The 18,813-nt window shown below is 57.8% G+C and carries 19 protein-coding genes; 7 read left to right on the top strand and 12 right to left on the bottom strand.

Annotated features, from left to right (window positions below; translation table 11 throughout):
* Nucleotides 1-134: 134 nt before the first annotated feature.
* Both ACHUE7_RS18805 and ACHUE7_RS18800 read right to left on the bottom strand, forming a co-directional pair.
* Complete coding sequence (locus ACHUE7_RS18805) at nucleotides 135-3,482, bottom strand: methylmalonyl-CoA mutase family protein (protein ID WP_394171422.1); 3,348 nt, start codon at nucleotides 3,480-3,482, stop codon at nucleotides 135-137.
* A 132-nt stretch (nucleotides 3,483-3,614) separates the two neighbouring features.
* Nucleotides 3,615-4,490, bottom strand: coding sequence for a 3-hydroxybutyryl-CoA dehydrogenase (locus ACHUE7_RS18800; RefSeq protein WP_394171421.1), 876 nt, complete (start codon nucleotides 4,488-4,490; stop codon nucleotides 3,615-3,617).
* A 389-nt stretch (nucleotides 4,491-4,879) separates the two neighbouring features.
* On the opposite strand from ACHUE7_RS18800, the gene ACHUE7_RS18795 reads away from it, so the two are divergent.
* Entirely contained in the window at nucleotides 4,880-5,278 is a 399-nt protein-coding gene (locus ACHUE7_RS18795; protein WP_394171420.1) for a MerR family transcriptional regulator, read from the top strand.
* Nucleotides 5,279-5,287: 9 nt separating this feature from the next.
* Here the strand turns inward: ACHUE7_RS18795 and ACHUE7_RS18790 are convergent, their stop codons facing one another.
* Nucleotides 5,288-5,746, bottom strand: a complete 459-nt coding sequence (locus tag ACHUE7_RS18790) for a MerR family transcriptional regulator (protein WP_348476662.1) — start codon at nucleotides 5,744-5,746, stop codon at nucleotides 5,288-5,290.
* An 89-nt stretch (nucleotides 5,747-5,835) separates the two neighbouring features.
* On the opposite strand from ACHUE7_RS18790, the gene ACHUE7_RS18785 reads away from it, so the two are divergent.
* A complete protein-coding gene (locus ACHUE7_RS18785) occupies nucleotides 5,836-6,456 on the top strand; it encodes a cation efflux transmembrane domain-containing protein (protein ID WP_394171419.1) in 621 nt (206 codons plus the stop codon).
* A gap of 181 nt (nucleotides 6,457-6,637) precedes the next feature.
* On the opposite strand, the gene ACHUE7_RS18780 is transcribed toward ACHUE7_RS18785, so the two are convergent.
* A complete protein-coding gene (locus ACHUE7_RS18780; protein WP_394171418.1) occupies nucleotides 6,638-7,720 on the bottom strand; it encodes a WD40/YVTN/BNR-like repeat-containing protein in 1,083 nt (360 codons plus the stop codon).
* Between the two features lie 38 nt (nucleotides 7,721-7,758).
* Nucleotides 7,759-8,028 carry a MoaD/ThiS family protein gene (locus ACHUE7_RS18775; RefSeq protein ID WP_394171417.1) on the bottom strand — a complete coding sequence of 90 codons (270 nt, stop codon included), beginning with the start codon at nucleotides 8,026-8,028 and terminating at the stop codon, nucleotides 7,759-7,761.
* 291 nt (nucleotides 8,029-8,319) lie between these two features.
* Here ACHUE7_RS18775 and ACHUE7_RS18770 point away from each other — a divergent pair, with 291 nt between their 5' ends.
* From ACHUE7_RS18770 to ACHUE7_RS18760, 3 genes are all read left to right on the top strand, one after another.
* Nucleotides 8,320-8,727 carry a DUF1761 domain-containing protein gene (locus ACHUE7_RS18770; RefSeq protein WP_394171416.1) on the top strand — a complete coding sequence of 136 codons (408 nt, stop codon included), beginning with the start codon at nucleotides 8,320-8,322 and terminating at the stop codon, nucleotides 8,725-8,727.
* An 83-nt stretch (nucleotides 8,728-8,810) separates the two neighbouring features.
* A complete protein-coding gene (locus ACHUE7_RS18765) occupies nucleotides 8,811-9,770 on the top strand; it encodes an EamA family transporter (RefSeq protein WP_394171415.1) in 960 nt (319 codons plus the stop codon).
* 218 nt (nucleotides 9,771-9,988) lie between these two features.
* Nucleotides 9,989-11,143 (top strand): alpha-hydroxy acid oxidase, encoded by a 1,155-nt coding sequence (locus ACHUE7_RS18760; RefSeq protein WP_394171414.1) that lies wholly within the window; start codon nucleotides 9,989-9,991, stop codon nucleotides 11,141-11,143.
* Here ACHUE7_RS18760 and ACHUE7_RS18755 read toward each other — a convergent pair.
* The 7 genes from ACHUE7_RS18755 to ACHUE7_RS18725 form a co-directional block, all read right to left on the bottom strand.
* Nucleotides 11,140-11,898: a TSUP family transporter gene (locus ACHUE7_RS18755; RefSeq protein WP_394171413.1), complete on the bottom strand. Its 759-nt coding sequence runs from the start codon at nucleotides 11,896-11,898 to the stop codon at nucleotides 11,140-11,142. The two genes, ACHUE7_RS18760 and ACHUE7_RS18755, sit on opposite strands and share 4 nt — an antisense overlap.
* Before the next feature lie 50 nt (nucleotides 11,899-11,948).
* On the bottom strand, nucleotides 11,949-12,479 hold the full coding sequence (locus ACHUE7_RS18750) for an isochorismatase family protein (protein WP_394171412.1): 531 nt from the start codon (nucleotides 12,477-12,479) through the stop codon (nucleotides 11,949-11,951).
* A 109-nt stretch (nucleotides 12,480-12,588) separates the two neighbouring features.
* Nucleotides 12,589-13,350, bottom strand: a complete 762-nt coding sequence (locus tag ACHUE7_RS18745; protein ID WP_394171411.1) for an SDR family oxidoreductase — start codon at nucleotides 13,348-13,350, stop codon at nucleotides 12,589-12,591.
* 42 nt (nucleotides 13,351-13,392) lie between these two features.
* Nucleotides 13,393-14,067, bottom strand: a complete 675-nt coding sequence (locus ACHUE7_RS18740) for a histidine phosphatase family protein (RefSeq protein WP_394171410.1) — start codon at nucleotides 14,065-14,067, stop codon at nucleotides 13,393-13,395.
* A complete protein-coding gene (locus tag ACHUE7_RS18735; protein ID WP_394171409.1) occupies nucleotides 14,067-15,110 on the bottom strand; it encodes a phosphotransferase family protein in 1,044 nt (347 codons plus the stop codon). Before ACHUE7_RS18735 ends, ACHUE7_RS18740 begins: the two co-directional genes overlap by 1 nt.
* The gene (locus ACHUE7_RS18730) at nucleotides 15,107-15,940 is read right to left on the bottom strand and encodes an SDR family NAD(P)-dependent oxidoreductase (protein WP_394171408.1); all 834 of its coding nucleotides are present in this window, start codon (nucleotides 15,938-15,940) and stop codon (nucleotides 15,107-15,109) included. The genes ACHUE7_RS18735 and ACHUE7_RS18730 overlap by 4 nt, the downstream gene beginning before the upstream one ends.
* Entirely contained in the window at nucleotides 15,940-17,181 is a 1,242-nt protein-coding gene (locus ACHUE7_RS18725) for an acyl-CoA dehydrogenase family protein (protein WP_394171407.1), read from the bottom strand. Before ACHUE7_RS18725 ends, ACHUE7_RS18730 begins: the two co-directional genes overlap by 1 nt.
* Nucleotides 17,182-17,285: 104 nt before the next feature.
* On the opposite strand from ACHUE7_RS18725, the gene ACHUE7_RS18720 reads away from it, so the two are divergent.
* Together ACHUE7_RS18720 and ACHUE7_RS18715 are read left to right on the top strand one after the other, a co-directional pair.
* On the top strand, nucleotides 17,286-18,212 hold the full coding sequence (locus ACHUE7_RS18720; RefSeq protein ID WP_394171406.1) for a LysR family transcriptional regulator: 927 nt from the start codon (nucleotides 17,286-17,288) through the stop codon (nucleotides 18,210-18,212).
* Between the two features lie 113 nt (nucleotides 18,213-18,325).
* Nucleotides 18,326-18,793: an MgtC/SapB family protein gene (locus tag ACHUE7_RS18715; protein WP_394171405.1), complete on the top strand. Its 468-nt coding sequence runs from the start codon at nucleotides 18,326-18,328 to the stop codon at nucleotides 18,791-18,793.
* The last annotated feature ends 20 nt before the right edge of the window (nucleotides 18,794-18,813 follow it).

The following is an 18,813-nucleotide window of genomic DNA, read 5'->3' as shown; positions in this document are numbered from 1 at the left end:
CTCATGCTAAAACGCTCCTGGCGTTTTAGTCCATGCCTCAGACTTCCCCAGATAGGCACACCCGGCACCTGACACTCAGTTGGTCGGCAACCCCGAAACTTGAGAAGGTAGGCATGTGGCAGCTCAACCGGCTGCTACATATTTCTACGATATTCCCCGCCCACCTGATACAGCGCGTGGCTAATCTGCCCGAGGCTGGCGACTTTTACCGTGTCCATCAGCGTTGCAAACAAGTTACGACGAGCCCGTGCGTCATCGGCCAGGGTGGTGAGTGCGTCGGCTACCTGATCTTTGTGTTGGTGCTGGAAGCGGGCGACCTGTTCGATCTGTTGTTGTTTTTCCGTATCGGTTGAACGCATCAGCTCGATGGGGGCTTCGGCCTCTTTGTCTTTTTTCGACAAGAAGGTGTTCACGCCAATGATCGGCAGTTCACCGCTGTGCTTTTTGTGTTCATACAGCATCGATTCATCCTGAATCTTGCTGCGCTGGTACATCGTATCCATGGCGCCGAGTACGCCGCCGCGTTCACTCAGCCGCTCGAATTCCTCGTAGACGGCCGCCTCGACCAGGTCGGTCAGGTACTCCAGAATAAAGGCGCCTTGCATCGGGTTTTCATTCTGGTTCAGGCCGAGTTCTTTGTTGATGATCAGCTGAATGGCCACCGCGCGGCGCACGCTGTCTTCCGTTGGGGTGGTGATGGCCTCGTCGAACGCGTTGGTGTGCAGGCTGTTGCAGTTGTCGAACAAGGCATACAGCGCCTGCAGGGTGGTGCGAATGTCGTTGAACTGAATTTCCTGGGCGTGCAGCGATCGGCCCGAGGTTTGAATGTGGTATTTCAGCATTTGCGAGCGGGCATCGGCGCCATAGCGGTACTTCATGGCCCGTGCCCAGATGCGTCGTGCGACCCGGCCGATGACGGCATATTCCGGGTCCATGCCGTTGCTGAAAAAGAAGCTCAGGTTGGGCGCGAAGGCGTTAATGTCCATACCGCGTGCGCGGTAATATTCGACCAGGGTGAAGCCGTTGGCCAGGGTGAAGGCGAGCTGGGTGATCGGGTTCGCCCCGGCTTCGGCAATGTGATACCCGCTGACACTGACACTGTAGAAATTGCGCACGGCCCGTTCGATAAACCAGGCCTGAACATCGCCCATTAAATGCAGGGCGAATTCCGTTGAAAAGATGCAGGTATTTTGTGCCTGGTCTTCTTTCAAAATATCCGCCTGCACGGTGCCGCGCACTTGGGTAAGGGTTTTGGCGGCAATACGCTGGTAGGTTTCGGCATCGACCAGTTGGTCGCCGGTGACGCCGAGCAAGCCGAGACCCAAACCGGAATGGCCCTCCGGCAGTTCACCCTGATAGCTGACCGGTGTATCACCCAGAATGTCTTTGATGCGTTGTTGTGCGTCTTCCCATCCGCCGTTGTCGCGCAACTGTTTTTCAACTTGCTGGTCGATGGCGGTGTTCAGAAACATCGCCAGAATGATCGGCGCCGGGCCGTTGATGGTCATCGATACCGAGGTCGTCGGGGCGCACAAATCAAACCCTGAATAGAGTTTTTTCATGTCATCCAGCGTGGCAATGGACACGCCGCTGTTGCCGACCTTGCCGTAAATATCCGGCCGTTCAGCCGGGTCTTCGCCGTACAGGGTGACGGAGTCGAAGGCGGTCGACAGTCGTGCGGCGGGTTGGCCGAGCGACAAATAGTGGAAGCGACGATTGGTACGTTCCGGCGGGCCTTCGCCGGCGAACATTCGTGTCGGGTCTTCGCCGCTGCGCCGGTAGGGGTAAACACCGGCGGTGTAGGGGAAGTAGCCGGGCAGGTTTTCCTGGCCGCTGAACCAGACGCGTTCGCCCCAGTCCTGGCTGGTGTTGGCGCTGACTTTGGGGATGCGATTGCCGCTTAGGGTGTCGCGGTAGTTGTCGCCGGTGATGGCCTTGCCGCGCACCTGGTATTCGAAGGTGTCGCGTTGCACCGAGTCCATCAGGGCATCCCAGTCGAGCAAGGTGCGCCGGCTTTCCGGCAGCAGTTGTTCCAGTGCGGCGTTGTGCCGTTCGGCGAGCACTTTTTGTGCAGCGTCGAGGCCTTCGGGTGCGACCTCTGTCAATGGCGCGAGATCGTCCATGCCGAGCAAGCGCAGGCTTTCATACAAGTGCTGCACGGTACGGGCGCAGTCGGCCTGGTTCTGCAGCTGTTCGCGCAGGGAACGTCCCTGCTCGGCAATCTCTGCCAGGTAGCGTTGCTGTGCCCCGGGGATTAATACATGCGCTTCCGGGTCACCCTCGGTCAGTTCAGACAGCCAGTCAGACTCGGTTGTCTCGCTGAGGCGCCGGCACAGATGATTGAACACGCGGTTTACGCCGGGGTCGGAAAAGTGGCTGGCGATGGTGGCGAAGACCGGCAAGTCGGCGTCTTTGGCTTCGAAATCAATGCGGTTGCGTCGCCATTGCTTGCGCACATCGCGCAAGGCATCGGCGGCGCCCTTACCATCGAATTTATTGATCACGATCCAGTCGGCCAGATCGAGCATGTCGATTTTTTCCAGTTGACTGGCGGCGCCGTAATCGGGGGTCATCACATAGCCCGGTAAATCGACCAGGTCGACAATGGCGCTGTCGGACTGGCCAATACCGGCGGTTTCCACGAACACCAGATCGAACCCCTGGTGGCTCAGTTCGGCAATGGCATCCTGCAATACTTCGCTGGTCGACAGGTGCTGGCGCCGTGTCGCCATGCTGCGAAAATAGACGTTGGGCAGGCGCAGGCTGTTGATTCGTATGCGGTCACCCAGCAGGGCACCGCCGGTACGACGCCGGGTTGGGTCGATCGCCAGTACGGCAAAACGTTTGTCGGGGAATTCAGTGGCGAAACGCAGCACCAGTTCATCGGTCAGGCTCGATTTGCCTGCGCCGCCGGTGCCGGTTAAACCGAGCGTTGGTGCGCCTTTGTTTTTGGTGTCTGGTGTTTTGCGACGCGCTTCAATGTCCGACAGGGCCCATGCCTGAATCAGATCCGGGTGGGCATCGCTGGGCAGCGAGGCAGGCCTGGCATCGCGCGCGGCCCGAATGCGTGCCACGGCATCGTCGATCATGCCCGGCAAACCAAGCTTCATGCCGTCGTTCGGGTGGTAAATACGGGTAACGCCGTAGTCTTCGAGTTCAGCGATTTCTTCGGGCGTAATGGTCCCACCACCACCGCCAATAATGGCCATATAACCGGCACCGCTGGCTCTTAGCCGATCGACCAGATACCGAAAATACTCCATATGCCCGCCCTGATAAGAGCTGATCGCAATGCCATCGGCATCTTCCTGCAGGGCGGCTTTGATCAAATCGTCAACACTGCGGTTGTGACCGAGATGAATCACTTCGCAACCGCGATCCTGAATCAAACGGCGCATTACGTTGATGGCGGCGTCGTGGCCGTCGAACAGGCTGGCGGCGGTAATGATGCGCAGCGGTGCGGTGTTTTCAGCTTGGCTCATAAAGCGTTTTCCCAACAGGTGTCTGTGAGGTTATCAACCAAGTTTCGGAGTTCGGTTCACGTCAGTGGTGTTGGCCCGCACCGGGTGCTAGTCTCCCAAGCGAACTCCGAAACTTGTGTGAAAGCGGCAACTTCAGTCGTAGTTGTAAAACCCGCGGCCGCTTTTACGGCCGGTGTAACCGGCATCCACCATCTGTACTAACAACGGGCAGGGCCGGTATTTCGGGTCTTTAAAACCGTCGTGTAAGACGTTCATGATAAACAGGCAGGTATCGAGCCCGATCATGTCGGCGAGTTTAAGCGGGCCCATGGGGTGGTTCATGCCCAGTGTCATCACCGAATCGATGGCCTCGGCTTCGGCAACGCCTTCGTACACTGTGAAAATGGCTTCGTTGATCATCGGCATTAAAATGCGGTTCGACACAAAGCCCGGCGCGTCTCGCACTTCGATGGGTGTTTTACCCAGTTGTTCGCTGAGCGATTTAATGGCATTGAAGGTTTCATCTGAGGTTTGCAACGCCCGAATCAGTTCCACCAGTTGCATCAGCGGCACCGGGTTCATGAAATGCATGCCCATAAAACGATCGGGCCGGGAGGTTGCTGCGGCCATGCGAGTGAGGGAAATAGCGCTGGTGTTGGAGGCAAACAGCGTTTCGGCAGGGCAGAGGGCATCGAGCTTGCGAAACAGGTCGATTTTCACCGTTTCGTTCTCGGTAATGGCCTCGACCACCAGGTCGCAACCGGCAAACACCTCAATGTCGGTATGGGTGTGCAATCGGCCCAGGCTTGCTGAATGCTGGTCGGCCGTCAGCTTCCCCTTCTCTACGAACTTGCCCAGGCTGCGGTCGACGGCTTTTAAAGCGGTCTCAAGTTGGGCTTGCTGGTTATCGACGAGATGAACGGTATAGCCACTCTGGGCAAACACCTGGGCGATGCCATGGCCCATGGTGCCGGCCCCCAGAACACCGATAGTGTGAAGTGAGTCGGTACTAAACGCGGTCGTCGTCATAGAGGATCCTGTGGATGAGCTGTAATTTTTATTGATCCCGAGGCTAGTTTTCGTTTACGTTAACGTCAACTTAAGGCGATGATGAGTGCCAAACCATGGCCGTAAACTCTGGCGAACAGGTCTGTGGTTACTCAGGCTTTGGAGGTTGGTATGCCTTGGTGCCAGGAGGTACGTGCCAGGCACCGGGTATGCTTATCCGGGGTCGGCGTGAACCCGTCCATGGGGCCTAGACCGCAACATCCCTGTTGCGGACTACCCCGGATAAGCATACCCGGTACCTGGCACTCAGCCCTCGCAGATTCCTAACCGTATGTGATCTATACCCGATTGTTGGTAATAGCTGACGAGAATTGGTGACCTGTGTTTTTTCTTCTGAAGACCCTGACGATATGAACAAAGCAACGCCTGACCTGCAAACTTTCACCATCCGCGACCTCGCGGGTGAGTTTGATGTCACTACGCGAACCATCCGTTTTTACGAAGACAGAGGGCTGCTAACGCCAGAGCGCGATGGCCAGCGACGCATCTACCACAAGCGTGACCGTGCCCGGCTGGTGCTGATACTGCGTGGCAAGCGTCTGGGCTTCAGCCTGGATGAAATCCAGCAACTGGTCACCGCCTATGAAACCCCCGAAGATGAGATTCCCCAGCTGGAACAGTACCTGAAAACCCTGACCGAACATCGGGAGACGCTGCTGCAACAGAAGGAGGATCTCGAGAAAACCTTGCAGGAGCTTGAACAGGCGGAACGGGATTGTCGGGCGGCGCTGGCCAGAAAGCAGGGCTAAGTACCCAGTTTATGAGTCGTTTGCCAGAGACTTTTCAAGGTTCACATCGTCGTGGTCATGCAAGCACAAAGCATGGTTTTCCAGCACTTCAATGACCCGGCAATGCTCCACTGTATTGCCTTCACAGACTCCTACCATCCGGGATAATTCCTCCTCCAGTGCCTGGAGCCGGGCAATCCGCGAACGTACGGCTGTCAGTTGCTCTTCGGCAATGGCGTTGGCCTCATGACAGGGCTCGTCGGCGTGACGTGACAGGCGCAGCAGGGATTTGATGGCCTCGAGTGAGAAGCCGAGTTCCCGTGCATGGCGAATGAAGCGCAGCTGGTTCAGGTGGGCATCGCTGTAGCGCCGTTGGTTGCCCTCGGTACGGTGCGGCGGCGCGACCAGGCCTATACTCTCGTAATACCGCAGCGTCTGAACGGCGCAGTTCAGTCGTTTGGCCAGTTGGCCGATGCTGTAATGCTGCATGCTTGGACACTCCTCAAAAAAGTGCTTGAACCTACAATCATTGTAGCTAATAGACTGGGCTCTGTGTTGAACAATTGCGAGGAATCACCATGGGTCAGCAGTGTTGTGGAACCAATAATTTTGATGGCACTACCCGGGGCTACCGGCAAGCCTTGGTAGCCGTTATCGTCATAAACGCGGCTATGTTTGTGGTCGAACTACTCGGCGGTGCCTGGGCGGGTTCGCAGGCGCTGAAAGCCGATGCACTGGATTTTCTGGGCGATGCACTGACCTATGGCCTAAGCCTGTGGGTGATTGGCCGGTCACTGCGAACCCGGGCCAGTGCGGCCTTGTTAAAGGGCATTAGCCTGGCACTGATGGGGGTTTGGGTGCTGGGCTCAACGATCTGGCAAGTGTGGATTCTGGGCGTTCCCAGCGCTGGCATTATGGGCGCTATCGGTGTGATGGCCCTGGTGGCAAACCTGGCCAGCGTTCTGATCCTGCTGCGTTACCGGGATGGCGATGCCAACGTCCGGTCCGTCTGGTTGTGCAGCCGTAATGATGCGATTGGCAACGTAGCGGTAATCGCCGCCGCTGTATTGGTGGCGTTCACGGCCAGCCCCTGGCCGGATCTGGTGGTGGCAGCGCTGATGGCCGGGCTCTTTTTGAAATCGAGTGTGAGTATTATTCGTCAGGCTATGGGTGAGTTGCGTCTTGAGGTAACTCAATAACTAAGCTTGGAATTGGCAAAAAACCAAGTGACGGGTGCCGGGTATACCTATCCGGGGTAGTCCGCAGCAAGGATGCTGCGGTCTAGGCTCCATGGATGGATCAACGCCGACCCCGGATAGGTATACCCGGTATCCGGCACGAGTTATTGCCAACAAAGCTGGCCTCAACGACAAGGCTAGATCATGAATCAAACCGCACCACATTGATGGGCGGCAAGTGCTTTGACAGGCATTGCCAGTGGTCGCCCTGGTCTTCACTGACCCAGAGGTTGCCAGTGGTGGACCCGAAGGCGAGCAGGTCGCCGCTGGCGTCGATGTCGAGGCTGTGGCGGTAGATCAGGTCGTAGGCGGGTTCTTCGGGTAAGCCCCGGTTGAGGGTTTCGAAGGTTTTGCCGCCGTCTCTGGTGCGGGTGACAACCAGTTGGGCATCTACCGGAATGCGATGCTCATCTTTGATCGCGGGTACGAACCAGGCGGTATCGGGTTGGGTTGGGTGAACCGCGACAGCGAAACCGAAGACCGAAGGTGAGACGTCGGTGAATTCGGTCCAGTTTTGGCCGCCGTCTTCCGAGCGGAAAATGCCATTGTGATGCTGTATCCACAGGTGGTCGGGCGACGCCGGGCATTGCACCATGCGGTGCGGGTCTTGTGAGACCGGGTCGTAGGCCAGCTCGGGTGGCATAAAAGCCGCTCGCAAGCCCTGGCCGGTTTGCTGCCAGGTTTCTCCACCGTTAGTGCTCTCCCAAACGCCGCCGCAGGAAATGGCCAGCCGAATGGTGTTGCTGTCGTGAGGGTGTACGCAAATGGAGTGAATACCGGGTTTGTCGTAACCGCCACCAAACCACTTATCGCGCTCCGGTTTTTGCCAGAGCGCGTCGATCAGTCGCCAGCTTTCGCCGTTGTCGGTCGATTTGAACAAACCGCCCGGAATGGTGCCTGCCCATAAGGTGCCGGGTTCATCTTCCCCTCCTGTTACCAGTTCCCAGATCAGGTCGACCGTAGGTCCGTCGCCGTCTTCCACCTTCGGGAAGGCCGGTGTGCCAATTTCCTTCCACTCATTGGTGCCCGCCCGGGCCGCATGCAGTTTTACGCCGAAATGACCGTGGTTCAGCCCGGCATAGCGGTCGCCCGTGCGCGGGTCGGTCAGCACCATGGTGACCGGGTCGCCGAGAAAGGCCGTCTCGCTGCGTTGCCACTGGCCAGGGGCAGTGCGCGTGAATTGAAATAACCCTTTTCGGGTGCCGATGTGCACGGTTTCGTTCATGGGAGTCTCCCCCGCTTTTGTTGTTGTGTTCCGGTGTATCAGCCACCGGAGAGCGCTTGCAGCACCTGCACATCAGACGACGGCTGCAGTGAGTCGGACAGGGTGTTGCGATCCTGAATCATGGTGCCGTCAATAAAGACAGCGATGTTTTTCCGCAGCCGGTGCTGGTCATCCAGAATGTAGCCCGCGAGCGTTGGGTTTTTGGCAAAAATTTGGTGCAGCGCATCGGCAACGGTGTTTGCCTGAAGTTCGCGGGGTGGGCTCGCCACATGACGTTGCAGATTGGGCGTGAAGGTAACGGTGATCATGGTTATTGCCCGGTTGCGATAATTTGGCCAGCATAGCCTAGCTTTTAGGCGTTGTCCTGTGGTTCATTCGCGCGAATATCGCAGAGGGAGAGCGGGTTATTCAGCGCGAACTGCCTCTTAAAGCGGCCCTGAAATGGCCGCATTATTTCTTCCGTCCTGACGCGCTCGTTCTATACTCAATGACCAAGCCAGGGGCTTCCCGGAGGTTGGCTTGCAACAACAAAACTTAGAAGCCTCTGAATCACTAACCCTGAGGGAGTTATTCAGAGGCTCCCTAAAGGAGACAACGGAATGGACGTAGCAACCTTGAACATCTGGGCAATTCTGTTGGCGTCACTCATCGGCTTCGCCGTTGGCGCCCTCTGGTATTCCCCCCTGTTGTTTGCCAATGTCTGGATGCGTGAAGCCGGACTGGACGAAGAAAAAATAAAATCGGCCAACATGCCCAAAATCTTTGGGCTGTCGTTTATCTTCTTGCTGATCATGGCTTATTGCCTGGCCATGTTTCTGAATACGCCCGAGATTAACGCTGGCACCGGTGCCCTTTATGGCTTCTTAACCGGCTTTGGCTGGTTGCTGTTTGCCTTTGGTGTAACCGGGCTGTTTGAACAGCGCAGCTGGCGCTATATTCTGATTCATGGTGGCTACTGGACGGTTGTCTTCACGCTGATGGGGCTGATATTGGGCGCCTGGCGATAACGGCTGTTGCAACGCTCCGTGCAGATGCATTCAGGTGTCTGCCGGAGTAGACTCCGGGTTCATTTTTAACCCGAATCTGAACCATGTCCTCTGCTATAACTGCGCCGGACGCAGCCCACCAGAAATTAACCGGGCTGGGCTTTGCCCTGCTGTCTGCACTTGCCTTCGGTGGGGCTGGCGCCTTTGCCAAACCGCTGATGGTGGCAGGCATGTCACCGCTGCATGTGACTTGGTTGCGCCTGCTGGGCATGGTGCTGATTCTGTTGCCGGTCGCCTGGCATCACCGGCGTTTGTTGCAAACTCAATGGCGTTTGCTGCTCGCCTATGGCGTATTCCCCATCGCCGGTGTTCAGGCGCTTTATTTTGGCGCTGTTTCCCGCATTCCCGTTGCCATTGCGTTGCTGATTGAGTTCCTTGGCCCGGTTCTGGTTCTGCTTTGGGTCATTCTGGTGCGCCGCCAGCCTGTAGCCGGTTCAGCGATTCTGGGCGTTGCGCTGGCCGTACTGGGCCTGGCGGTTCTGTTGGAAGTCTGGGAGGGTCTGGTACTGGATCCACTCGGTTTATTGCTCGCAGCGGGTGCTGCAGTAGGCCAGGCTTCCTTCTTCTTACTGTCTGATGCGGCACAGGACGATGTCGAACCCCTCGCACTCATTTCCATTGGTGGCGTTGTGGCCTTTCTGTCCCTGTCACTGATTGCCCAGCCCTGGGCATTACCCTGGTCGATCCTGGCGGGCGACATCACCATTGCCGGCATGCAAACCTCGGCGATGGTCTCGGTGGTGTGGCTTGGGTTGATTGCGACAGCATTGGCGTATGCCACCGGCGTTGCGGCCATTCGGCGGTTGTCGGCGCCGGTAGCCGGTGGCGTGGCGTATCTGGAAGTGGTGACTGCCATTGTGCTGGCCTGGATACTGCTGGGTGAGGCCTTGTCGACTGTGCAATTGGCGGGGGCACTGGTCGTTGTTGTCGGGGCATATCTGGCGCAACGGGCAACGCCGACTGAGAGTCCGCATCCGGAGATTACGCTGGAAGCGAGTGATTAGCAGCCTGTTTAGCTTCGCTGAACAGGCTGGGGTCATTGCCTCGAGTTCGTGCTGACTACCGGGTAGACCTCTCCGGGGTCGGCGTAGATCCATCCATGGAGCCTAGGCTTCGGCATCCATGCCTCAGACTTCCCCGGAGAGGTCTACCCGGCAGCCTGCACTCTATCCGCGGTAAGTTTTGTCTTGACCGAAATAAGTGATGTTTAAGGAAGAATCAAATGTCTAAGCCCTGTGATGTTCTCGATTATCAGCGTCTGGCCCGTCGTCGGGTACCGCGGATGTTTTACGATTACGCAGACTCCGGTTCGTGGACCGAGTCGACTTATCGGGCGAATGCATCGGATTTTGACAAGTTGAAATTTCGTCAGCGCGTTGCCGTTGATATGAGTGATCGCACCCTCGAAACCACCATGGTTGGCCAAACGGTGTCGATGCCATTGGCGCTGGCGCCGACGGGGTTAACCGGTTTGCAATGGGCTGATGGCGAGATTCACGCTGCCCGGGCGGCGGAGAAAGCCGGTGTGCCGTTTACGTTGTCGACCATGAGCATTTGTTCGATTGAGGATGTGGCGGCACATACCGCCAAGCCGTTCTGGTTTCAGCTGTATGTCATGCGCGACCGGGATTTTATTGGGCGGTTGATAGACCGTGCCAAAGCCGCCGGGTGCAGCGCGCTGGTGGTGACGCTGGATCTTCAGATTCTGGGTCAGCGCCATAAAGACATTCGTAATGGGTTGAGTGCACCGCCTTCCTTCAGCCTGAACAGTCTGCTGCAAATCATGGCCAGACCCGCCTGGGCGATGCGCATGCTGGGTACGAAACGTCGGGGGTTTGGCAATGTAATCGGCCATGTCAAAGGCATCGAAAACATGACCTCACTGTCGGAATGGTCGGCCAAGCAACTGGACCCTAAATTGTCGTGGGACGACATCGCCTGGATAAAAGAGCGCTGGGGCGGGCCGATTATTCTGAAAGGGATCATGGACCCTGAAGACGCCAAACTGGCCGTGAAAACCGGTGCCGATGCCATTGTTGTATCGAATCATGGTGGTCGTCAGCTGGATGGTGCGCCTTCCAGTATCGAAGTGCTGCCGTCGATTCTGGATGCGGTCGGTGATGATCTGGAAGTTCATATCGATGGCGGTATCTGCACGGGCCAGGCGTTGCTGAAAGCGCTGTGCCTGGGTGCCAGATCCACCTACATCGGGCGACCGTTTTTATACGGTCTGGGTGCCGCCGGCGAAGCCGGTGTGAGTGATGTTCTGCGAATACTGCGAAATGAACTGGATGTCAGCCTCGCGCTGTGCGGTGAACGTGATATTCAGAATGTCGGTCGGCACAATCTGTATAACCCGGATGTGTTTTCACGCTAACCCAGCACACCCAAGTACAAGAGTCGTGCGGCCATCAGCGTTAGCACCACTTTCAGAACCGGTTGCACCTGTTCGGCGGTGAACCGTTCCAGAAAAATCCGCCCGGTCAGGGTGCCGAGGTAGCCGGTGAACAACATCAGCGCCAGCATCAGGTACCAGTCGGTAAAGACGAACCCGAAGAAACCGAAGAACAACACCTTCATGAGTTGTTGGCCGCTGATCAGCGCGGCCATCGTTCCGACCAGTGCGGGTCGTTCGGTGAACATGGGTTTGATCGCCGCAAAAACCAGCGGCGCGACACCGCCGACAATCATACTGATGAACGAAGTAACGACGCCGAGTAGAGACAGAAACTTCTTACCGGACGGTAATTTGATGGGCGGGAGCCAGGCGGTGTAGAGAATAAAAAGGCCCATGGCGACCTGCAGACCGGCGGCAGGCATTTGGGTTGAGGCTCCGGCGCCGACCACCGAACCGATCAGGCTGCCTATTGAAAACCACAGCACCAGCCGCCAGTCGACGACACGAAACAGCAGGGTTAACCGCCCGACATTGGAGCCGAATTGCACGACGCCATGCAGGGGGATCACCGCACTGGTCGGCAGCAGGTTGGCCATGATCGCCAACAGGGTGACACCACCGCCAATGCCAAGAGCGGCGGTGATGGCTGACGTAAGGTAACTGACAAACACCAGACTCCAGAAGGCAAAGGCGCTCAGCGAGTCCGGCATCCATTGAGTCAGTTGGTCAAGCATAAAACAGCCATCCGGTGAGGGTTAGGAGCACCAGTGTAACCCGATTGCCGTTATTTTATGTGCGCCAGTGCGTTCCGGAATTGAGGGTGTTCTGACTCACCGAGCCATTCGAAGGCGACCATTTCGGTCGACACAATATCAGCCCCCTGTTGGCGTAACCGCTGCAAGGCCAGTTCCTTGTTGGCAGGCAGGCGAGAGCCGACTGCATCGGCCACGACCCAGACCCGATAGCCCGCATCCAGCAATCCCATGGCCGTTTGCAGCACGCAGATATGAGCCTCGCAGCCACCGATGATGACGTGAGTCCGGTGATCTTCTAACGCATTCAGCAGGCCGCCTTCGCAAGCATCGAAGGTATGCTTGTGCAGCGTTTGCTGGCAGAGCTGATAGATTCGATCATCGTTGGGCCCGAGCTTATTGGGCGTTTGCTCGGTCCCGATAACGGGTACATCCAGTAACCCGGCGATCGTAGCCAGGGTAAGGGCTCGCCCGACTACCGCTTCACCTTCGCTGATCGCAGGCAAGAGCCTGCCCTGAAAATCGACCAGGACCAGAGTGGATTTGGCGGCTGACATGAGCATTGGGGTGTTCCTCGGGCGTTGGTGCCCCATAGTAAAGTCGGTTTTCTTCATAGGGCAATATCGCCTGTTAAAAAAACCAGGAAAAACCCTGACCGGGTTTTTCTGTTACTCACACCAGCAAATACCCCCCATCCACGTTGACGACACTGCCGGTGGTGTAACTGCTGGCATCGCTGGCCCAGTACACCACCTGGCCGGTCATTTCGTCCGGCTCGGCGGCGCGACGCATCGGGATGTGTGGCATCACCTGTCTCATCATGTCCGGGTTGTCGGTAATGGCGCTGGCGAACTTGGTTTTGGTCAGGCCGGGCAGCAGGCAATTGACGCGAATGTTATGGCGGGCCCACTCTTTGGCGTGGGCTTTGGTCATGGCGATGACGGCTGATTTGGTGATCGAGTACACGCCCTGAAAATCACCCGGGATCACACCGTTTACTGAGGCAACGTTAATGATGCTGCCACCGGTTTTCTTCATCGACTGGCCGACCAGGTTGGTCATGTAGAAATAACCGCGAATGTTGACTTCCAGTGTTTTATTGAAGGCATCGAGCGGTGTCTGGTCGATGGGCCCGAAGTAAGGGTTGGCGGCGGCGTTGTTGACCAGAATGTCTATTTTCCCATGCTGTTCCAGCAGGGTTTGAACCGTCATTTCCATGGCGTGCAAGTCGCCGATGTGACACGCCGCGGCTTCCCCTTTACCCCCTTTTGCTATTATTTCCTCGACCACCTCGGCGCAGGCCTCGGCCTTGCGACTGGTGACGATGACATAGGCTCCCTGGTCGGCCAGTGCATGGGCAATGGCGGCACCGATGCCTTTGCTGGCGCCGGTGATCAGGGCAATTTTACCGGTTAAATCAAAAGGGTTGGTCATGGTCACTCCGTTTTCTGTGTGCTTGTGTCGGTTTGATGGCCATTAATGAAACGTCAGCCAGTCGGGTTGGTCGACAAAGTGCTGGGTTTGGTTCATGCCTTGCAAGCGCCATTGGCCCCGTTGCGATACTAGCGTGGTCACAGAGGCGTTGTGCAAACCCAGGTTAATGCGCATGGCAGCTGCGGCATCCAGTTTCAGTGCCTGGCAAACCAGAGCCGATATCACCCCGCCCGAGGTGAATACCCAATGCGTGTTATCGTCATCCAATGTCGACAGCACAGCGGCGGTTCGGGCAGTAAAGTCGGCCCAGCTTTCGGTGTAGGGCGCGTCGGTGCCGGCATCGATCCAGCGTTCGAGTGCGCCGCGAAACACCGATAAAAACGCCCGCCCGGGGTGATCTTCGCGGCTCAGGTCTTGTTGCATTTGGGCCGGGTCTTGCCAGTCGGGGCGATGCTGGCGAACGATGTCGAGAAAGTCGAATTCGTTCCAGCGAGCATCGGCGGTTGCGGCCTCTTGGTCGCCGACCTGTTCGCCAAACGCCGACTCGCTCTGACGCTGACGGACCAGGGTGCCGCTGTGGCGCAGGGCCGGTTGCCAGTATGGCCGGTAGTAGTTCGCCAGGTGCTGAATCTGCAATCGGCCCAGGGCACTGAGTGAATCGTAGTTGAGTACATCGCGCGCGGCCTGGCCATGTCTTACCAGATAAACGGTGGCCATTATCCGATCAGTTCCTGGCAACGCTGGTGCAGGTGGGCGACCACGCTGCCGAAGCCGGCAAAGCGTTTGTCCTGGGTCTGGCCCTGATAAAACCGCGCGTATATCTGTTGCAGGATTCCGGCAAGACGAAACAGCCCGAAGACGGTGTAAAACCGAAAATCGACTGGCGCCAGCCCGCGCGCTTCAACGTAGGCTGCCACCAGTTCATCGCGCTTCATCATGCCGGGCAAATGAGTGGGCTGGGGACGAATGGCCAGCATGGCGGGGTGGTCGGCGGCTTCAACCCAATAGGCCAGGGCGGTGCCGAGATCCATCAGTGGGTCGCCGAGGGTTGCCAGCTCCCAATCGAGTACGCCGCGCACATGGAAGTCACTCGGGTCGAGTACCAGGTTGTCGAACCGGTAGTCGTTGTGAATTAGGCAGGCGGGTTGTTCTTCGGGCTGATGCTGTGCAAGCCATTGACCGACGTCGTCGAAGGCGGGCACATCGGGGGTTTGGGCGCGGGCCAGTCGCTCGGTCCAGCTGCTTACCTGGCGTTCAATGTAACCCTCGCCTTTGCCGAGCGCTGACAACCCGGTCGTTGTGACATCAATGCTGTGCAACTCGGCGAGGCCGTTAATGAACACCTGGCAGAGGTGGCGGCACTGTTCGTTCGAGAGGTCGGTGGGCGGTGTTCGCCGCAGTATCAAACCGGGTATGGCTTGCATCAAATAATAATCGCAACCGAGTAAAGGCGAGTCGGTCACAATCAGACGCACTGACGGGGCTTTCGGATAGTGCGGGTGCAGTGCCTGCATCAGCTCGGCTTCGCGCACCATATTGTGCGCGCCTTTTGGCAACGGGCCGTGCGGTGGCCGACGCAGAATCAACACCTGGTCCGGATACGCCAGTCGATAGGTGAGGTTCGAGGCGCCCCCGGGAAACTGGGTTACCTCGGGTGTGCCAGTGAGGTCAGGCAGATGCGTTTTCAGTTCCCGGTCCAGCGCCGCAACATCCAGCGTCTCGCCCTGGCGCATGGTAATGGTGGGGTCGGTCTGGCTCATTGCGGGGCTCCTGTCTCGGGGCGGGCTTTGGCCGGTGCCGGTTGCTGGCTCATCATCACCGCATGCAAGGCACGGTAGGAGAACCGTTTCAAATACCAGAGCCAGCGTTCACGGGCATGAGGCAAGACCATAAACTGACCACGATCCGCCGCATCGACGATGGTCTGCGCCACCTGGTCAGCACTGAGCTTGCCGTTTGCCATGAGTTTTTCAACGGCTGCCCTGGCTTTGCTTTCCTGCGGGGGAATGCTGTCGGTCAGCCGGGTTTTAAAGAAAGCCGGGCAGGCGACCGTTACGCCGATGCCGCCGGGTTGCAATTCTTTATGCAAGGTTTCCGATAGCGACACCAGTGCCGCCTTGCTCGCACTGTACGCCGACATATGGCTGGCCGATAACAAACCGGCCATTGAGGCAACATTCACAACACGCGCGCGCGGTGCCGCTTCCAGTAGCGGCAGCAGCAACCGGGTGAGCCGGGCCGGTGCGAAGACATTGATGCCGAATACGGCCTCCCAGTTGGCATCGGTCTGGTGTTTCAAGGTACCGATGCTGCCGGCAATACCGGCGTTGTTGTAAAGGCGGGAAACCGACGCTGTGACTGACGCGATGTTGCTCGCCAGGGTTTCACACTCTGCTGCCCCGGTCAGGTCGCAGGCAATAAAGTGAACATTGCCCGCCAGGGCGTCGGCACTGGCCTTGCCCTGTTCGGCATCACGGTCGACCAGAACAACGCGATCGCCCCGGGCGACGTGTACTTTGGCCAGCGCGAACCCCAGGCCATTGGCGCTACCGGTAATGACCACGGTATCGGGCGTGTTTGACGTCGGCATCAGTGCTGGGCTCCGTAGCGTTTCAGTTCGAGTTTGGCGATGGTGGCACGGTGTACTTCATCGGGCCCGTCGGCCAGGCGCAACACCCGACCACCCGCCCAGAATTCAGCCAGAGGCAGGGCATCGTCAACGCCCGCGCCGCCATGCATTTGAATGGCGTCGTCGGCGACCGTCTGCATCAGGTTAGCGGCTACCACCTTAATTTGCGCGACTTCCGACAAGGCACTGCGCACGCCTTCGCGGTCAATCAGCTTGGCCGTATGCAGGCACAGCAGGCGCGCCTGGTTAATGGCGATACGGTGGTTGGCAATTCGCTCCCGGTTACCGCCGAGGTCGACCAGCGGCTTGCCGAAGGCGGTGCGTGACAGACCGCGTTCTATCATCAGTTGCAGCAGGCGTTCTGCCGCGCCAATGGCGCGCATGGCATGATGAATCCGTCCGGGCCCGAGCCGGCCCTGGGCAATCTCAAAGCCACGGCCCGCTCCGGCAATCAGAGCCGACGCTGGCAAGCGCACGTTATCGAACCGCACGACGCCATGGCCGTAGGGTTTGTGCTCATTACCAAAGACACTCAACAACCGCTCTACCGTAACGCCCGGTGTATGGCGCGGCACCAGTACCATGGAATGCTGCTGGTGGCGCGGTGCTGTCGTGCTGCTGCGGCCCATAAAAATCAACACGTCGCAGTTCGGGTGGCCGGCACCGGTGCTCCACCATTTGGTGCCATTAAGCACGATCTCATCGCCTTCCACCACAGCCGTGGCTTCCATGTTGGTGGCGTCAGACGAAGCCACCTCCGGCTCGGTCATGCAGAACGCCGAGCGAATCTCGCCTTTCAGCAGCGGTGCCAGCCATTGCTGTTGCTGCGCGTCGCTGCCGTAATGCAGCAACACTTCCATGTTGCCGGTATCCGGCGCATTGCAATTGAACACCTCCGGCGCCAGCAGGCAGCGGCCCATGGCCTCGGCCATAAAGGCATACTCATAGTTGCTGAACCCCTGGGTGGGTGTCTCTGCAGCAAGCCCTTCAAGGCGGGCATCGGGCGGCAGAAACAGATTCCACAGCCCGGCAGCGCGACTGCGCGCTTTCAAGGCTTCAATCTCAGGCATCAACTGCCAGTCCCGGTCCGGGTTTTTCATCGCTTCGGCAAAAGGGCGTTCGAGCGGAATGATGTCGTTCCCGACACTGGCCTGCACCCTGGCAAGGGTGACTTCGGCGCGTTTGGACAGATCGTAGACCATGGTGGTTCCCGTCAGCAGTGGCTTGCTTGCAGTCTAGCCAAGGTCCAGGTATAAAAAGAATGAATTCTATGAATAAAATTCCATTAACCAAATGAATAGTATCCGTGAACCTCGATAAGCTCGATCTGAACCTGCTAGTGGTGATGCGGGTGCTCGATGAATGCCGCTCCACAACCCGGGCGGCTGAAATCCTGCATCTGTCCCAGCCGGCCGTTAGCCACGCCCTGAAGCGATTGCGCCAGCATTTTGATGACCCGGTGTTTGAACGTCGCGGCCGCACTCTGGTGCCGACTGCCCAGACGCAGCGGCTTCTGGCCGATACCGCCGGTGCCTGGCAGCAATTGACGCGCGTTTTGAGTGGGCTGGCTCAGTTCGATCCGGGCACCTCGGAGCAGTCGTTTGTCATTGGCCTGAACAACGCTTTTGAAAACGTTATGTTGCCGTCGCTCATGGCGCGGGTGGCTGAGCGGGCTCCAGGGGTGCGTATCGCTGGCCAGGCCATTGCGAGGTCTTCTCTGGTCGATGGCCTGGCCCAGGCGCAACTGGATCTGGCGATCGATGCCTCGGTGCATGTCAGTGAACAAATTGAGCAACAAGCGGTATTGCGGTCGGATTACGTGGTCATGGGCCGTCCCGGGCACCCGGCCTTGCAGCAGCCGATCAGTCTGGAAGCCTACCTGGCCAACCGGCATATTCTGGTGTCGCGTCGTGCCGACGGACCCGGATTGGAAGACGACTGGTTGCTTCGGCACGGTCACCGGCGTGTACCGGCCTTGCGTTGTCAAAGCTTGTGGACGGCCTGTCAGGTGGTCGCCACGACGGATTATCTGCTGACCGTGCCGCGTCTGTTTCTGCAACAAGCGCTGAACATTCAGCGTTTTGATTCGGTGGCGTTTCCTCTTTCGGGGTTGCAGTTGTCTGTTTATATGTACTGGCACCGGTCACGCGATGCGGACCCGGCCAACCGGTGGCTGCGCAATGAGGTCATGAAGAGTCTATACGGGCTTGAAGTTGAAAGACCTGAGGAATGATGCAAGAGTGACCAGGCTCTGGGTAAAAGCGTCGCAAACTTTTATGGAAGTGGGTTCATAGCGAGGTCATCGTTACAACTAGACGCATCTTTTTACAGTTGAAGGAGCAGTTTATGAACCTGATACCGGATCTTGAATGGAGCGTTGTTGCGCTTCATATTCGTGATTTATTGTACGCTTATTTACTCGCCCTACCCATCGGGTGGGATCGTGAAAAGCGTGAACGGACGGCGGGATTGCGTACCTTTCCCCTGGTCGCCATGGCCGCTTGCGGGTACATGCTGGTCGGCCTACAAGTGCTGAGCACCTCGGATGCAGAAGCGCGTGTTATGGAAGGCATAATTACCGGTATTGGTTTTATTGGCGGGGGTGCCATTCTGAAAAATGTCGTGAACGGTGAAAGTTTTGTGTCCGGCACGGCCACTGCGGCGAGCCTGTGGTTAACTGGAGCGATTGGAGTATCAGTCGCCACCGGACGGCTCGAGATCGCATTGATCCTGAGCATTCTGACGTTTATCACCCTGCGGCTTCTGACACCGGCAAAAATGTTGATGGGGTCGCAAAGGGGTAAAGAAGAATAAGACTTTATGTCTCCACTAGC

It is taken from the genome of Saccharospirillum alexandrii (assembly GCF_043641555.1).
Classification (GTDB): Bacteria; Pseudomonadota; Gammaproteobacteria; order Pseudomonadales; family Natronospirillaceae; genus Saccharospirillum; species Saccharospirillum alexandrii_A.
Note: the sequence above shows the minus strand (reverse complement) of the source record. Positions and strands in the feature narration are given on the sequence as shown.

Coding starts and splice junctions, on each gene's coding strand:
- ACHUE7_RS18765 (WP_394171415.1), top strand. CDS start 8,811: ATGTCCTCTGCTATAACTGCGCCGGACGCAGCCCACCAGAAATTAACC.
- ACHUE7_RS18715 (WP_394171405.1), top strand. CDS start 18,326: ATGAACCTGATACCGGATCTTGAATGGAGCGTTGTTGCGCTTCATATT.
- ACHUE7_RS18735 (WP_394171409.1), bottom strand. CDS start 15,110: ATGAGCCAGACCGACCCCACCATTACCATGCGCCAGGGCGAGACGCTG.
- ACHUE7_RS18730 (WP_394171408.1), bottom strand. CDS start 15,940: ATGCCGACGTCAAACACGCCCGATACCGTGGTCATTACCGGTAGCGCC.
- ACHUE7_RS18740 (WP_394171410.1), bottom strand. CDS start 14,067: ATGGCCACCGTTTATCTGGTAAGACATGGCCAGGCCGCGCGCGATGTA.
- ACHUE7_RS18785 (WP_394171419.1), top strand. CDS start 5,836: ATGGGTCAGCAGTGTTGTGGAACCAATAATTTTGATGGCACTACCCGG.
- ACHUE7_RS18750 (WP_394171412.1), bottom strand. CDS start 12,479: ATGCTCATGTCAGCCGCCAAATCCACTCTGGTCCTGGTCGATTTTCAG.
- ACHUE7_RS18780 (WP_394171418.1), bottom strand. CDS start 7,720: ATGAACGAAACCGTGCACATCGGCACCCGAAAAGGGTTATTTCAATTC.
- ACHUE7_RS18760 (WP_394171414.1), top strand. CDS start 9,989: ATGTCTAAGCCCTGTGATGTTCTCGATTATCAGCGTCTGGCCCGTCGT.
- ACHUE7_RS18775 (WP_394171417.1), bottom strand. CDS start 8,028: ATGATCACCGTTACCTTCACGCCCAATCTGCAACGTCATGTGGCGAGC.
- ACHUE7_RS18800 (WP_394171421.1), bottom strand. CDS start 4,490: ATGACGACGACCGCGTTTAGTACCGACTCACTTCACACTATCGGTGTT.
- ACHUE7_RS18795 (WP_394171420.1), top strand. CDS start 4,880: ATGAACAAAGCAACGCCTGACCTGCAAACTTTCACCATCCGCGACCTC.
- ACHUE7_RS18745 (WP_394171411.1), bottom strand. CDS start 13,350: ATGACCAACCCTTTTGATTTAACCGGTAAAATTGCCCTGATCACCGGC.
- ACHUE7_RS18725 (WP_394171407.1), bottom strand. CDS start 17,181: ATGGTCTACGATCTGTCCAAACGCGCCGAAGTCACCCTTGCCAGGGTG.
- ACHUE7_RS18770 (WP_394171416.1), top strand. CDS start 8,320: ATGGACGTAGCAACCTTGAACATCTGGGCAATTCTGTTGGCGTCACTC.
- ACHUE7_RS18755 (WP_394171413.1), bottom strand. CDS start 11,898: ATGCTTGACCAACTGACTCAATGGATGCCGGACTCGCTGAGCGCCTTT.
- ACHUE7_RS18790 (WP_348476662.1), bottom strand. CDS start 5,746: ATGCAGCATTACAGCATCGGCCAACTGGCCAAACGACTGAACTGCGCC.
- ACHUE7_RS18805 (WP_394171422.1), bottom strand. CDS start 3,482: ATGAGCCAAGCTGAAAACACCGCACCGCTGCGCATCATTACCGCCGCC.